General features: G+C 58.9%; 12 protein-coding genes and 2 riboswitches. Of the genes, 5 read left to right on the top strand and 7 right to left on the bottom strand.

What is annotated here, in order from left to right; all coding sequences use genetic code 11:
• Window positions 1-18 precede the first annotated feature (18 nt).
• Window positions 19-186: a hypothetical protein gene (locus ACP7E4_RS00800; RefSeq protein WP_426111503.1), complete on the bottom strand. Its 168-nt coding sequence runs from the start codon at window positions 184-186 to the stop codon at window positions 19-21.
• A 119-nt stretch (window positions 187-305) separates the two neighbouring features.
• Here ACP7E4_RS00800 and ACP7E4_RS00795 point away from each other — a divergent pair, with 119 nt between their 5' ends.
• Entirely contained in the window at window positions 306-1,391 is a 1,086-nt protein-coding gene (locus tag ACP7E4_RS00795) for an ABC transporter substrate-binding protein (RefSeq protein WP_426111487.1), read from the top strand.
• 12 nt (window positions 1,392-1,403) lie between these two features.
• On the opposite strand, the gene ACP7E4_RS00790 is transcribed toward ACP7E4_RS00795, so the two are convergent.
• A complete protein-coding gene (locus ACP7E4_RS00790; protein ID WP_426110747.1) occupies window positions 1,404-1,634 on the bottom strand; it encodes a DUF2970 domain-containing protein in 231 nt (76 codons plus the stop codon).
• Window positions 1,635-1,739: 105 nt separating this feature from the next.
• On the bottom strand, window positions 1,740-5,447 hold the full coding sequence (metH, locus tag ACP7E4_RS00785; protein ID WP_426110745.1) for a methionine synthase: 3,708 nt from the start codon (window positions 5,445-5,447) through the stop codon (window positions 1,740-1,742).
• 349 nt (window positions 5,448-5,796) lie between these two features.
• On the opposite strand from metH, the gene ACP7E4_RS00780 reads away from it, so the two are divergent.
• Complete coding sequence (locus ACP7E4_RS00780; protein WP_426110743.1) at window positions 5,797-6,819, top strand: acyltransferase family protein; 1,023 nt, start codon at window positions 5,797-5,799, stop codon at window positions 6,817-6,819.
• A 130-nt stretch (window positions 6,820-6,949) separates the two neighbouring features.
• Window positions 6,950-7,543, top strand: a complete 594-nt coding sequence (nfuA, locus tag ACP7E4_RS00775; protein ID WP_426110741.1) for a Fe-S biogenesis protein NfuA — start codon at window positions 6,950-6,952, stop codon at window positions 7,541-7,543.
• 57 nt (window positions 7,544-7,600) lie between these two features.
• Here the strand turns inward: nfuA and cobM are convergent, their stop codons facing one another.
• From cobM to ACP7E4_RS00755, 4 genes are read right to left on the bottom strand one after another with little or no spacing between them, the layout of a single operon-like run.
• Window positions 7,601-8,347: a precorrin-4 C(11)-methyltransferase gene (gene cobM / locus ACP7E4_RS00770; RefSeq protein ID WP_426110739.1), complete on the bottom strand. Its 747-nt coding sequence runs from the start codon at window positions 8,345-8,347 to the stop codon at window positions 7,601-7,603.
• A 43-nt stretch (window positions 8,348-8,390) separates the two neighbouring features.
• The gene (locus tag ACP7E4_RS00765) at window positions 8,391-8,810 is read right to left on the bottom strand and encodes a cobalamin biosynthesis protein (protein WP_426111485.1); all 420 of its coding nucleotides are present in this window, start codon (window positions 8,808-8,810) and stop codon (window positions 8,391-8,393) included.
• Complete coding sequence (locus tag ACP7E4_RS00760) at window positions 8,800-9,501, bottom strand: CbtA family protein (protein ID WP_426110737.1); 702 nt, start codon at window positions 9,499-9,501, stop codon at window positions 8,800-8,802. Before ACP7E4_RS00760 ends, ACP7E4_RS00765 begins: the two co-directional genes overlap by 11 nt.
• A 10-nt stretch (window positions 9,502-9,511) precedes the next feature.
• Entirely contained in the window at window positions 9,512-9,700 is a 189-nt protein-coding gene (locus ACP7E4_RS00755) for a CbtB domain-containing protein (protein WP_426110735.1), read from the bottom strand.
• A 100-nt stretch (window positions 9,701-9,800) separates the two neighbouring features.
• Window positions 9,801-10,017: riboswitch (cobalamin riboswitch) on the bottom strand.
• A 76-nt stretch (window positions 10,018-10,093) separates the two neighbouring features.
• Window positions 10,094-10,317: riboswitch (cobalamin riboswitch) on the top strand.
• 112 nt (window positions 10,318-10,429) lie between these two features.
• Between ACP7E4_RS00755 and cobW the strand changes: the two genes are divergently transcribed.
• Window positions 10,430-11,494: a cobalamin biosynthesis protein CobW gene (gene cobW, locus ACP7E4_RS00750; protein WP_426111483.1), complete on the top strand. Its 1,065-nt coding sequence runs from the start codon at window positions 10,430-10,432 to the stop codon at window positions 11,492-11,494.
• A 3-nt stretch (window positions 11,495-11,497) separates the two neighbouring features.
• Complete coding sequence (cobN, locus tag ACP7E4_RS00745) at window positions 11,498-15,256, top strand: cobaltochelatase subunit CobN (RefSeq protein ID WP_426110733.1); 3,759 nt, start codon at window positions 11,498-11,500, stop codon at window positions 15,254-15,256.
• Window positions 15,257-15,262: the final 6 nt, after the last annotated feature.

The following is a 15,262-nucleotide window of genomic DNA, read 5'->3' as shown; positions in this document are numbered from 1 at the left end:
CTGAGGTCGAGCCAGCAGTCAGTGTGACTGTGAGCTCTTTTTTGCAGCCACCCAAATAAGACCGACAAGAGGGATGCAATGAATAATCACCCGAAGATCAGCAAATCCGATAGCCATGTGGATGCGTGGGCCATTTTCTTCATCATATTGCTCGTCGTGGGGGCCGCGGTTTTCTGGGTCAGTCACCAGTAGCTCAATCTGCTCCAATATAACGGTACAGATAATCGGGTCAGCAGCCGATACGTATTCATATGCCATATCGCGGCGGGAATATGTCTGGCTCTATTCAAGGCTCGATTGTTGGTATCAACCGGCTTGTCCGCGGCTTGCTGTTAACGGCAGGTTGCCTATGGGCAAGTTCGTCCATGGCTGTTTCCGTGGTTTTCCTGAACCCCGGCCCGACCTCGGACGGCTATTGGCAGTCGTACGGCAGATTCATGCACGCGGCGGCTGAAAAGCTCGATATGTCCCTTGAGGTGATTTACACCGACCGGGACACGCGCAAGCTGTTGACGTACGCCCGCGAGGCGCTGCAGGGCACCAACCGTCCGGATTATCTGGTGTTCTCCAACGAGTTGAACGTCGCCCCGGAGATTCTGCGCCTGTCCAGGGGCAGTGGCGTGAAGCTGTTCGCGGTCAACAATACCCTTACGCAGAATCAGATCGCCATCCTCGGTGATCTGTCGCAAAGCTATCCGGACTTTATCGGCAGTCTGGTGGGCAACGATGAGGAAGCGGGTTACCTCACCGCGAGTCAGTTATTCAGCCTGGGTTCCGCCGCTGCGAAAGGAAGGCCCGTTGAGTTGCTGGCTTTTTCTGGCACCAACAACACGCCGGTATCGCTCAAGCGCGAGCAGGGCATGTATCGCGCCCTGGCCGAGCATCCCGAAGTGCATTTGCGTCAGATCGTTCTGGGCGGCTGGCGCAGGGATCGTGCTCTGGAGCAGGCGAGGATCTTGCTCAAGCGCTATCCCGGTATTCGTCTGGTCTGGACGGCCAACGACCAGATGGCGTTCGGTGCGATGGACGCTGGGACTGAGAATGGCAGGCTGCCAGGTAAGGACATCCTGTTCAGCTCGATCAATTGGGCGCCGGCGTCGCTGGATGCGGTTCAGGATGGGCGTCTGAGTGTGATTGCCGGCGGCCATTTCATGCTGGGCGGCCTGGCCATGGTGTTGCTGCACGATTACGAGGCAACCGATCCTGGCGCCCGACATAATATGGGCGCACGGGAAGCACAATTGATGAAGCTGCTGACACCCGACGACATACCGAGAATTCGCATCGCCAGTCAGCGCGACGACTTCGGCATTGATGTACGACAGCTCAGCCTTGAAGGCAAGCCGGCTGGCACCGAGTACGAGTTCATCCGCAAAACCCTCAAGCCTTGAAGCACCCTGGGCTTAGCCCACAGCGAAGTGCATCACCAGCTGCACCACGCCGAATAACATCGCAGCGAAAATAATCGTGAACAGCAGACCCAGCGCGACAAAGTGCACGGGTTTGCCGTGGGTGAAGTCTCGCTCGCGATTTTTGCCACTCTGCACGCCGAAAGCGGCTGCCATGACGCTGTGCAGCATCTGCCAGAAAGTCGGCGGCTTGCCATTTGGAGAGTTGTTGAGTGGATCGTCCATACAGCCTCGCGGTTGTTTGTTGAACAGGTCGCACAAAGCTTAGGCGAAAAAAAGGAGCGCATGCTCGCGCCCCTTCAGTTCCTCGCATGCCAACGTGCGTGCGCTTTACTCGTCGTAGCCCAGGTTCGGTGCCAGCCAGCGTTCGGTGACGCTCAACTCCTGGCCTTTACGGGCGGTGTAGCTTTCGACCTGATCCTTATCGACCTTGCCTACGGCGAAATACTGCGCTTGCGGGTGGGCGAAGTACCAGCCGCTGACCGCTGCTGCCGGGAACATGGCGTAGTGCTCGGTGAGGAACACGCCGCTTTTGCCTGGCTGGCCATCGGGCATTGGGTCCAGCAGTTCGAAAAGGGTGCCTTTTTCCGTGTGGTCCGGGCAGGCCGGATAGCCTGGGGCAGGGCGGATGCCGACATATTGTTCCTTGATCAGCTCGTCATTGCCCAGTTGCTCGTCCCTGGCATAACCCCAGTATTCTTTACGAACCTGTTGGTGCAGCCATTCAGCGCACGCTTCGGCGAGACGGTCAGCCAGGGCTTTGACCATGATCGCGTTGTAATCATCGCCCTTGTCCTGGTAACCCTTGGAGACTTCTTCTGCGCCAATGCCGGCGGTGGTGATAAACCCACCGACATAATCCGTCACGCCGCTGCTCTTGGGCGCGACGAAGTCGGCCAGGGAAAAGTTCGGTTTGCCATCGGTCTTGATGATCTGCTGGCGCAAATGGTGCAGTTTGGCGATTGGCTTGCCGTCGTCGCCATAAACTTCCAGGTCATCTTCATCCACCTGATTCGCCGGCCAGAAGCCGAACACCGCACGGGCACTGATCAGTTTCTCGTCGATCAGCTTGCGCAGCAGCTCCTGTGCGTCAGCAAACAGCGAAGTCGCGGCTTCACCCACGACTTCGTCGGTGAGGATGCGCGGGTATTTACCGGCCAGATCCCAGGAGATGAAGAACGGCGTCCAGTCGATGTATTCGGCCAACACGTCGAGGTCGATATTTTCCAGCACTTTGGCGCCGGTAAAGGTCGGCTTCACCGGGGTATAGGTTTCCCACTCGAACTGTGGCTTCTTGGCGACCGCCGCGCCATAGCTCAGGCGTTCGGTGCGGGCGCTACGCGCCGAGGTGCGTTCGCGGACCTCGATGTATTCCAGGCGGGTCTTCTCGATGAACGCAGGCTTCAGTTCCTTGGACAGCAGCTGAGTCGCCACGCCTACGGCGCGGGACGCATCAGTGACGTAGATGACCGCGTCATTGCTGTACTTGGGTTCGATCTTCACCGCCGTGTGCGCCTTGGACGTCGTGGCGCCGCCGATCATCAGCGGAAGATGGAAGTCCTGACGCTGCATTTCCCGGGCGACGTGGACCATTTCGTCCAGCGAAGGTGTGATCAAGCCAGACAGGCCAATAATGTCGCACTTCTGTTCTTTGGCGACCTGCAGGATCTTTTCCGCCGGGACCATGACGCCGAGATCGACAACGTCGTAGCCGTTACAGCCGAGTACCACGCCGACGATATTCTTGCCGATATCGTGGACGTCGCCCTTGACCGTCGCCATGAGGATCTTGCCCTTGGCTTCCGGCTTATCGCCTTTTTCCAGTTCAATGAACGGAATCAAGTGGGCCACAGCCTGTTTCATCACCCGAGCGGATTTCACCACCTGAGGCAGAAACATTTTCCCCGAGCCGAACAGATCGCCGACGATATTCATGCCGGACATCAGCGGGCCTTCGATCACCTCGATCGGGCGGGCGAACGATTGGCGGGATTCTTCGGTGTCTTCGACGATGTGCGTGGTAATACCTTTGACCAGCGCATGTTCCAGGCGCTTGTTCACCGGCCAGCCACGCCATTCTTCGGTTTCAGCTTCCTTGACGCTGCCGTCGCCCTTGAACTTGTCGGCAATCGCCAGCAGCGCGTCCGTGCCTTCCGGATTGCGGTTGAGCACCACATCTTCCACGCAATTGCGCAGCTCGGCCGGGATCTGGTCGTAGATCTCCAGCTGACCGGCATTGACGATGCCCATGGTCAGGCCGTTGCGAATCGCGTGCAGCAGGAACACCGAGTGGATCGCCTCGCGCACCGGGTTGTTGCCCCGGAACGAGAACGACACGTTGGACACGCCGCCCGAAGTCAACGCGTGGGGCAGGTTGTCGCGGATGTACGCACAGGCATTGATGAAGTCGACAGCGTAGTTGTTGTGCTCCTCGATACCGGTGGCGATGGCGAAGATGTTCGGGTCGAAAATGATGTCTTCCGGCGGGAAGCCCACTTCATTGACCAGGATGTCGTAAGAGCGCTTGCAGATTTCTTTCTTGCGCGTTTCGGTGTCGGCCTGGCCTTTCTCGTCAAATGCCATCACTACCACGGCCGCACCATAGCGCTTGCACAGTCTGGCGTGATGAATGAATTGCTCGACGCCTTCCTTCATGCTGATGGAGTTGACGATGCCTTTGCCTTGAATGCACTTGAGACCGGCTTCGATCACTTCCCATTTGGACGAGTCGATCATGATCGGCACGCGCGAGATATCCGGCTCGCCAGCAATCAGGTTGAGGAAGGTCACCATGGCCTTCTTCGAATCCAGCATGCCTTCGTCCATGTTGATGTCGATCACCTGGGCACCGGCTTCGACCTGTTGCAGGGCGACTTCCAGGGCTTCGGTGTAGTTATCTTCACGGATCAGGCGGGCAAAACGGGCGGAGCCAGTGATGTTGGTACGTTCGCCGACGTTGATGAACAGCGACTGGCGATCGATGGTGAACGGCTCAAGGCCCGACAGGCGGCAGGCTTTCGGAATATCCGGGATTTCACGCGGCGCATATTTGCTGACCGCTTCGGCGATGGCCTTGATGTGGCCCGGAGTTGTGCCGCAGCAACCGCCGACAATGTTAAGAAAACCACTCTGGGCGAACTCTTCGATGACCAGCGCGGTTTGCGCCGGAGTTTCGTCGTACTCGCCGAATTCGTTGGGCAGGCCGGCATTGGGGTGCGCCGAAATCCGCGTGCTGGCCTTGTTGGACAGCTCTTGCAGATAAGGGCGCAACTCACTGGCGCCCAGTGCGCAGTTCAGGCCTACGGAAATAGGTTTGGCGTGGCTGACCGAGTTCCAGAAGGCTTCAGTGGTCTGCCCGGAAAGCGTACGCCCCGAGGCGTCGGTGATGGTGCCGGAAATCATGATTGGCAATTCGAAGCCGAGTTCTTCGAACACGCCCTGCACGGCGAAGATCGCCGCCTTGGCATTGAGGGTGTCAAAGATGGTCTCAATCAGGATCAGGTCAGCGCCGCCCTCGATCAGGCCTTTGGTGGCTTCGGTGTAGTTTTCTACCAGCTCATCGAAGGTGACGTTGCGATAGCCGGGGTTGTTCACGTCCGGTGACAGCGAGCAGGTGCGGCTGGTGGGGCCGAGCACGCCAGCGACAAAACGCGGCTTGTCCGGAGTTTCCAGGGTTTTCGCATCGGCTACTTTACGAGCCAGGCGCGCGCCTTCGACGTTCAGCTCATACACCAGCTCTTCCATGCCGTAATCGGCCTGGGAAACCTGGGTGGCGTTAAACGTGTTGGTTTCCAGGATGTCCGCGCCAGCGTCCAGATAAGCTTTTTCGATGGCGCCGATGACATCCGGGCGGGTCAGGATCAGCAGGTCGTTATTACCTTTGACATCACTTGGCCAGTCGGCGAAACGTTTGCCACGGTAATCCTGCTCTTCAAGACGGTAGCTCTGGATCATGGTGCCCATGCCGCCGTCGAGGACCAGAATCCTCTGTTGAAGAGCTTGCTGGAGAGCGTGATGGCGAGCGGTGCGGTCAGACATAGGGCTACCTGGAAAAGGTCGATACAGAAAGGCCGAGATGATATCAAACCCGAACACTTTTAGTGTTGATTACCCTTTTGCATGAATGTTGTTCATGTTAGCCGATGTCCGGCACGCTTTTTTTTGCAGGGCTGCTCATGACCTCTGCGGAGCCCGCTCACAAGGGGAAATTTGAGCGAAGGCCTTATGGAACATGGCTTGCGGCCATCTTTTGATTTACCCCCTTTAGTCAGTTTCTCTGATCTTTTCCTCGAAAACGTGGTCCGACTCCACGAGTGTCCGGAGGCGCGCTTCTCGTTTGCCTTCCCGGGCTGCGATTCAAAAGTCAGGCGACAGAGGTTGTTTATAGATGTTGATTTCGGTTCAAGCCTTGCGGGCACTCGCCGCATGGGCAGTGGTGTGTCATCACTTCATGCAGATTTTTTTCGACTTCCATGCCTCGGGCCCGATAGGTCAGTTTTTCGTTGCCAAAGGTGCTGTAGGTGTCGACATTTTTTTCGTCATCAGCGGGCTGGTGATTTTTCTTTCGACACAAAATACCGACATGCCAGCCAGTCGTTTCATGCTTAACCGGATTATCCGCATCGTTCCTGCCTACTGGTTTTACACCGCCGTAATGGGGCTGCTTCTGGTTTTCGCCGCGCCTTTGCTGCCCCATCAGGTCATCAGCTGGCAGAATTTCCTGCTGTCGTTGCTGTTCATTCCCTCTGAAAATCCCGGCGGCTATGGGCTGTATCCCACGCTGAATGTCGGCTGGACGCTGAACTATGAAATGCTGTTCTACCTGTTGTTTTCGACGGTGTTTCTGTTTCAGCAACGCCATCGTCCGCTGATCGTTGCCGCCGCGCTGTTTGCCGTCAGCGAAGTGCTGGCGCGCTCCGGGCTGATCAGCCGCTTCTACGGCAATGACATCGTCTATGAGTTTCTGCTGGGTATCGGCATCGGGATCATCTATCGCAAGGGCTGGATCAAAGAAGGGGTCTGGTTGCCACTGCTCGGCATCGCCGCCGCTCTGGTCGCGATCTACCACCTGACTCCAGCGGAGCGCTTGCTTAATTGGGGCGTGCCCAGCGCGTTGATTGTTTTGTCGTGCATTTCCCTGGAGCCATGTTTCCGGGGTAACCGGCTGCTCAAGGTTCTCGGAGATTGCTCGTATTCGGTGTATCTGCTGCATGTGTTGGTGCTGTATGCCGGCTGGCTGGCGGCCGAGCATTTCGCCCTGAATCCGTATCTGGTGTTCGCGGTATGCGTGCCCGTCATCGGTTTGGGCGCGTGGGGCAGTTATGAATGGCTGGAAAAAGGCCTGTATCGCCGTATGAAAGGCTGGCTGGACAAGCGCCGCAGCGCTGACGCCGCGCAAGTTCTTTCCTGATTGGCTCTTTCCTGGCCGGCGCATTTGCGACCGGCTCTTCCCCGACCTGCTCTTTTCCGACAAAAACACTAGGACTTTGTATGACGCCGCCGATTGGCGTAAACTGCCGGCACGTCTGCGAGGAATTTTCATGACCGCTATCATTATTACCGATGCTGCCCACGACTATCTGGCCGATCTGCTCGAAAAGCAGAACACCCCGGGCATCGGCATCCGCGTGTTTATTACCCAACCTGGCACCCAATACGCTGAGACCTGCATTGCTTATTGCAAGCCGGGCGAAGAGAAACCGGAAGACAAGGCCATTGGCCTGAAAAGCTTCACGGCCTGGATCGATAACTTCAGCGAAGCGTTTCTCGACGATGCCGTCGTCGATTACGCCACAGACCGCATGGGCGGCCAGCTGACCATCAAGGCGCCAAACGCCAAAGTACCCATGGTCAATGCCGACAGCCCGATCAACGAGCGCATCAGCTATTACCTGCAAACCGAGATCAATCCCGGTCTTGCCAGCCACGGCGGCCAGGTGACACTGATCGACGTCGTCGAAGAAGAAGACAAGAACATCGCTGTGCTGCAATTCGGTGGCGGTTGCCAGGGTTGCGGTCAGGCCGATGTGACGCTCAAGGAAGGCATCGAGCGCACCTTGCTCGAACGTATTCCCGAGCTGAGCGGTGTGCGTGATGTCACCGACCACACCCAGAAAGAGAACGCTTACTACTAAGCGGTTTTCAATACCCACAAAACCCCGACGCGTTCGGGGTTTTTTGTGGCTGCCGTTTCACGGCCTGAACAAATGCGCATGTCCCGCACGATACAGCGACGACTCCCCAAAGCTATCGTCCGCCAGAACGCGTCCCACCAGAATCAGCGCCGTACGCCGAAAGCCTTTAACACGCACCTTGTCCTCGATGTCCGCCAGCGTGCCCAGGGCCCAGTCCTGATCCGGCCAGCTGGCGCGATGCACCACGGCAATCGGGCAGTCACTGCCGTAATGGGGCAGCAGTTCGGCAACGATCTTGTGCAGATTGTTGACCCCCAAGTGAATCGCCATGGTGGCGCGATGCTGCGCCAGGCTCGCCAGCTCTTCGCCGGGCGGCATCGTGGTCTTGTCGGCGAAACGGGTGAGAATCACGCTCTGCGAGATGTCCGGCAGCGTCAGCTCAGCGCCTAGCAGGGCGGCGCACGCAGCGGTGGCGGTAACGCCGGGAATGATCTCGAACGGAATGTTCGATTCGCGTAAATGACGGATCTGCTCGCCAATGGCGCCATACAGGCTTGGGTCGCCTGAATGCACGCGAGCGACATCCTGGCCCTGTTCATGAGCGGATTTCATCAAGGCGATGATCTGTTCGAGATGCAATTCGGCACTATTGCTGATCTGCACGGCGTTATGACCGTCCAGCACCGCCGTTGGCACCAGCGATCCCGCATAGATGATCACCGGACAACTACGGATCAGACGTTGCCCCTTGACCGTGATCAACTCCGGATCGCCAGGGCCTGCGCCGATGAAAAAAACGGTCATGGAAACTCCAGATTCTTGAGTGAAAGCGGCGTGAGAGGCGGGATTATCGGCTATCGAGCAGGGTGCTGGCCAAGGCAAATGTTGCCTGCCGATTATTGACCCGTGGGATAAGCAAGCGTGCAGGACCTGATCGGTTGGCCAACGCTAATGCTGCGCTCTCCGCAACCCCATAACAGCCGGTGTGCTCGAAGGTGGTCAACGAACGATGCGTCAATTGCGCTTCATAGGCGTTGAGTTGTTGTGCGCTGAAGACTGTCAGCGGTAAGCGAAGCCGCAGAGCCAGCTCCAGCAACCCAGGCTCGTCGCTTTTCAGGTCGATGGAGGCGAGGGCGCTGAGGTCTTGCAACTCAAGGTCATGACCGCGAAGGCTGTGTTCGATTAACTCAAGCATTACGCCAGCGGAACATCCGCGTTGGCAGCCGAGCCCGGCCACCAGCGTCGGCCGCAATTGATCAGGCTTGATCAAGGTCGGTGTTGTTACGGCGGAACAGCCAGGCGCTGATCACGCCCATGGCAATCCAGAACAGCGCGTTGGTCAGCAGCGAGGCGATCTTGAATTGCGACTCAAGTGCCTCAGGCGCCAGGCTTTCATGCACGGGCGGTTGTGGCGCGCCGATGATATGCGGCACGACCAGAATCGCCACGCCCAACACTTTAAGCAGCCAGTTCTTGCCAAACACGATCAAGGCGAGCGCGACGGCGGTGGACGCTGCGGTGCCGATCCACCAGATTTGCCGTTGGGTCAGGTCCGCTGCAGCAGTGCCCGGCAGTTCTGGCGGCAGGCCAAGGGTCGGCGCGAGGGTGAACACCGCAAAACCGGCCAATCCCCACAGTACGCCTTGGGAGGTTTTGCCCGGAGCACGCAAGGTATAAAGGCCGGCCAGCATCAGCGCGAAGCCTACCGCGACTACCAGATTGCCACCGGTAGTGGACAGAATGCGCTGCCAGCCATCCTGCGGAGACCAGGCTTCTTCGTTGTGCACATGACCGGTCGGGGCGTTTTCGGCGTGCTCGTGAACCTGTTCGGTCGGAGCGTTCTCGTAGGTTTCGGCTTGCAGAATCAGCGGCACGACCCAGAAGCTTTGCAGCAGGGTCAGAAACAGCGCGGCAATCAGGCCGGTGAAACCCGCCGTTTGAGCAATTCGCTTGAACATGGCATCAGTCTCAATGGCAAGGAAAGGCAGAGCTGTGGCGGGTGTCATGCGCGGCATTGTGCACGGCGTCGATGTGCGAGAAACCGGCAAAGTACACCAGGCACGCGCCGAGAATGGCAGCGCTGAGCGCGGCGGTCAGGCGTTGAGTCTGGGTGGCAGTGGTCGTACTGGCGGAATGACTGGTTGTACTGATCGACATGGCGCTTCCCTCTTGGATGTCGGCAAGGTGAGGGGAACGCACGGGAACTCCGCTGACAGGCGTCAGCAGAGATCAACAGCGCCCGCCCACCGCGGGTTTGTCAGAAGTTTCATGTCGGGCCGGTCTCCGGGCTTGCGAGGGGCTGATTGCTCAACCTGAAAAAGCCGCCTTCCCATGCCGTTGCCGGCCACAGTGGATCTGACTCTTCACTCGCTTACCGTTGCGGGGGCAGCGCCGGACTTGCACAAGCCATGAGGCCTGAACGCACCGGTTTCCCGTTTCACCCTGTGAAGGGCACCCGAACAAGGCGTACAGGAGAGCATGGGCTGGCGCTGAACGTCAATCAGTTCGCGTCGGGCGCTGGCTGGTGATTGACCTGTCGATGGTCACTGCGTAGCCTTGCCGGTTCGAGGTTCTGTGCCCTGCACCCGCTGCCCTGCAGCCGGAAAGCGCACAGCTAAGATGGGAACGCGGTCAATGCCGCGGCTGCCCCCGCAACTGTAAGCGGTCAGGTTCATTGCACAGCCACTGCGACAAGCGGGAAGGCGCCATGAATTGCAGGTGGAAGTTCACCCGTAACCGCAAGCCAGGAGACCTGCCTCGACCTGGGCATCTTGCCCTGCAAATTCTCACTACAACCGGGCGGGGTGATCCGGTGGCGAATCCAGTCCTGTGGCTGATCACCGGATTTTCGTCCTGTTTGCCCGCCGCTTTGCCAAAGGGCACCTGATGAAAACACTGGCCAAACTTCCCGTCACCATCGTTACCGGCTTTTTGGGCTCGGGTAAAACCACGCTGTTGCGCCATATGCTCGACAACGCCGAAGGCCGCCGCATCGCGGTAATCGTCAACGAATTCGGCGAGCTGGGCATCGATGGCGAAATCCTCAAGCAATGCACCATCGGCTGCACCGAAGAAGAAGCCAACGGCAGGGTTTACGAGCTGGCCAACGGTTGCTTGTGCTGCACCGTCCAGGAAGAATTCTTCCCTGTGATGCGCGAACTGGTGGCGCGTCGTGGCGATCTTGATCACATCCTCATCGAAACCTCCGGCCTGGCATTGCCCAAGCCACTGGTACAAGCCTTCCAATGGCCGGAAATCCGCAACGCCTGCACCGTGGATGCCGTGATTACCGTGGTCGACAGCCCGGCAGTGCTGGCTGGCACCTTCGCGGCATTTCCTGATCAGGTCGATGCCCAGCGCAAGCTTGATCCGAATCTGGACCACGAATCGCCACTGCACGAGTTGTTTGCCGACCAACTGGCCAGTGCCGACCTCGTCATCCTCAACAAAGCCGACATGATCGACGCCGCAGGTCTGGCTGCCGTGCGTGCCGAGGTGTCCGAAGAGTTGCCGCCGGCGGTCAAGGTCATCGAAGCCAGCAGCGGCCGGTTGCCAATCAGCGTATTGCTGGGTCTGGGGGCTGAATCGGAACTGCATATCGACGCCCGGAAAACTCACCACGATCACCACGAAGGCGACGATCATGACGATCATGATCATGACGCTTTCGACTCGATTTCGATCAAGCTGCCACAGGCCGATGAAAGTGCGCTGCTCGATGCGCTGACTCGGCTGGTTGTCGAACATGGCGTCTTGCGCGTCAAGGGGTTTGCGGCCATTCCCGGCAAGCCAATGCGCTTGCTGATTCAAGGCGTCGGCACGCGCTTCGACAAGCATTTCGACCGCGCCTGGGGCGTTGACGAAGAGCGCGCAACCAACCTGGTGTTGATTGGCCAGAAACTGGACGCAGCGGTACTTGAAGCACAACTGCGTGCTGCGGTTGCTGGCTGACCCATGCACCTACTGAGAACCCAGCCCGGTGGTTTCGTGCCGGACGACAGCATCGCCGACCTGGGCCAAACCCCCGCCGAGCTGGTGATTCTCTGTAGCGGCGACTCAAGCCTGGCCTTGCTCGCCGAAGCTGCGCAGCAGTTACCCGACGACTACCCGAGCCTGCGTCTGGCCAATCCGATGCAGGTGCAGAATCACGCCTCGGTTGACCTTTATGTCGACCAAGTGCTGCGCCACGCGAAAGTCATCCTCATTTCCTTGCATGGCGGCATCGGCTACTGGCGCTACGGCGTCGAGCGGCTGATCGAGCTGGCCGGGCGAGGGGTGCAGGTCATTCTGGTGCCGGGTTGCGACAACGCGGACCCGGAGCTGACCGATCTGAGCACTGTCGCCGCCGAGGACTGCCAGCGTCTTTGGCAGTTCTTGCGTCAGGGCGGCATGCACAACGCCCAGGAACTCTATCGCTGTCTGGCGAGCGGCTGGCTGGGGCGCGATTACTCGTGGTCCGAACCACAGCCCTTGCCGCGCACGACGATCTATCACCCGAACAAGCCCCGTGCTGAACTCAATGATTGGCAGGCCGACTGGCAAGCTGGGCAACCGGTTGTGGCGTTGCTGTTTTATCGCTCCCATCTGCAGGCGGCCAATACCGCCTTTATTGATGAGTTTTGTCTGCGCTTGCAGGCGCAGGGTTTGAATCCGCTGCCGATTGCGGTGGCCAGTCTTAAAGAAGCGGGCTGTATAACACTGGTGGAAGACTGGCTGGATGAGGTTGAGGCTGAGTTGATCCTCAATACCACCGGCTTTGCCCAGTCCAGTCCGGAAGCGCCGCACCTAAGGCCGTTTCGCCGCAATATCCCGGTTATTCAGGCGATCTGCGCGCAGGACAACGAACCTGGCTGGCGCGCGAGCGAACAAGGCCTGGGTGCCCGGGATCTGGCGATGCACATTGCCTTGCCGGAACTGGATGGACGAATCATCAGTCGGCCGATCAGCTTCAAGGATCTGGCCTGGCACAGTGAGCGCAGCCAGTCGGACGTGGTCTGCTACCGCGCTCAACCGGAACGGATGGACTTTGTCGCCGAACTGGCGCGGCGCTGGATTCTGCTGGCGCGCTTGCCCAACGCCGACAAACGCGTTGCCTTGATCCTGGCCAATTACCCGACCCGTGACGGGCGCATTGGCAACGGCGTAGGCCTCGATACTCCAGCGGCGGCGCTGAACATTCTGCGCGCCATGCAGGGTGAAGGTTATCCACTTTCGCCCCTGCCTGAGTCCGGCACTGCGTTGATCCAGCAACTGCTTGGCGGGGTCACCAATGATCTGGACAGTCTGGATTTACGCCCGTGCCAGCAAAGCATGGCGCTGGATGAATACCTTGCCGCCTTCAATGCAATGCCAGTGGCCAATCGGGAGGCGGTCAACGCCCGCTGGGGTGCGCCGGACGCTGATCCGATGTTCCGCGCCGGGCGGATGATGATAGCCGGGTTGCGCTTCGGCCTGACCTTCATCGGCATCCAGCCAGCCCGGGGTTATCAGGTGGACCATAGCGCGGTCTATCACGACCCGGACCTGGTGCCGCCCCATGGCTACCTGGCGTTCTACTTCTGGTTGCGCAACGTCTATGGCGCTAATGCGCTGATTCATGTGGGCAAACACGGCAATCTGGAGTGGTTGCCGGGCAAAGGCGTTGGTTTGTCCGAAAGTTGCTGGCCAGATGTGGCGCTGGGCGCGATGCCGAATATCTATCCGTTTATCGTCAACGATCCGGGCGAGGGCGCGCAGGCTAAGCGGCGCACCCAGGCGGTCATTATCGATCACTTGATGCCGCCACTGACCCGCGCCGAGACATACGGGCCGTTGCGTGACCTTGAATTGCTCGCCGACGAATACTACGACGCCCAGCTGCTCGACCCGCGCCGCGCCCTTGAGCTGCAGCGCGACATCCTCAAGCTGGTGCGCAAGACCCATATCGATCGTGAGCTCGCACTTGAGTCGGTCAATGACAGCGACACCGCAACCTGGCTGCCGCGTCTGGACACCTATTTGTGCGATCTGAAGGAATCGCAGATTCGCGACGGTCTGCATATCTTCGGCGAATCTCCGAGCGGGCGTCTGCGTATCGATACGTTGCTGGCTCTGCTGCGTATTCCGCGCGGTGACGGACGAGGTGCGCAAGCCAGTCTGTTGCGAGTGTTGAGCAAAGCGTTCGAGCTGGGTTTTGATCCTTTGGACTGCGAACTGGCGCAGCCCTGGGAGGGGCCTAAACCTCAGGTTTTACTTGAAGTCAGCTCGGACCCCTGGCGAACGGCGGGGGATACTCGGGAGCGGCTTGAGCTCTACGCTGCCTGGTTGATAGCGCAAGCGGTTGCAGGTTGTGATGGAAAAATATCGATTGTTAACAACGAGTTGAATTTGATTGTTGATAATCTACGCGAAGTTGTTGCGCCGCGCCTGGATGCTTGCGGACCCGGAGAAATCCAGGGGTTGCTGGACGCCTTGAATGGGCGTTTTGTCCCCGCCGGCCCCAGCGGTGCGCCAAGTCGTGGGCGTCTGGATGTGTTGCCGACCGGGCGCAATTTTTTCTCCGTGGATGTGCGCAACCTGCCAACCACCACGGCCTGGCGTATCGGCTTCCAGTCGGCAAACTTGTTGCTGGAAAGGCACTTGCAAGACAATGGTGATCATTTACATCAACTTGGTCTTTCAGTCTGGGGCACCGCCACGATGCGTACTGGCGGTGACGATATCGCTCAGGCCATGGCGCTGATGGGCGTGCGTCCGGTCTGGGCGACGGGCAGCCAGCGAGTCGATGATTTCGAGATTCTGCCGTTGAGTCTGCTGGATCGGCCGCGAGTGGATGTCACGCTGCGGGTGTCGGGGTTTTTCCGCGATGCGTTCTCCAACCTGATTCGGCTCTTTGACGCTGCGGTGCAAGCGGTGGCGGATCTGGATGAACCGGATGACATGAACCCGCTGGCGGCCAAGGTTCGCCAGGAGCGCGCTGCTCTTGAAAGCACCGGGATGGCTAAGGAAGATGCAGCACGACAGGCGGGCTGGCGAATCTTCGGTGCCAAGCCGGGGGCTTATGGCGCGGGCGTGCAGGGCGCCATTGATGGGCGCTTGTGGCAGAGCCGCGACGATCTGGCCGAGGTCTACCTGAATTGGGGCGGCTACGCTTATGGCGGTGGCGACGAAGGCACTCCGGCCCGGGAACGTTTCGCTCAGCGCTTGTCGCAGGTCCAGGCAGTTCTGCAAAACCAGGACAATCGCGAGCATGACTTGCTCGACTCCAATGACTATTACCAGTTTCAGGGCGGGATGCTCGCCGCTGCAGAAAGCCTGAGCGGGACTAAGACCGCCAGCTATCACGGCGATCACAGCCAGCCGGATCTGCCGAAGATTCGCACGCTCAAGGAAGAACTGAATCGAGTGATACGCTCCCGTGCGGCCAATCCGAAATGGATCGACGGGGTTAAACGCCACGGTTACAAAGGCGCATTCGAAATGGCCGCGACAGTGGACTTCCTCTTCGCCTTCGATGCCACCACCGAACTGATCGACGATCACCAATACGCAATGCTGGCCGACGCCTATCTGCTGGATCCATCGACCCGTGATTTCATCCAGCAACACAACCCTGACGCTTTGCGCGATATGACCGAACGTATGCTTGAAGCCCAGCAGCGCGGCCTTTGGCAAGAACCCGGTGATTATCGTGAGGCGCTGGAAACCCTGTTGCTGGACATAGAAGAAAACTGATGACGG

The sequence above is a fragment of the Pseudomonas sp. DSP3-2-3 genome (assembly GCF_049898225.1).
Taxonomy (GTDB): Bacteria; Pseudomonadota; Gammaproteobacteria; order Pseudomonadales; family Pseudomonadaceae; genus Aquipseudomonas.
The sequence above is the reverse complement of the archived record's forward strand: the minus strand, read 5'-3'. Positions and strand labels throughout refer to the sequence as shown.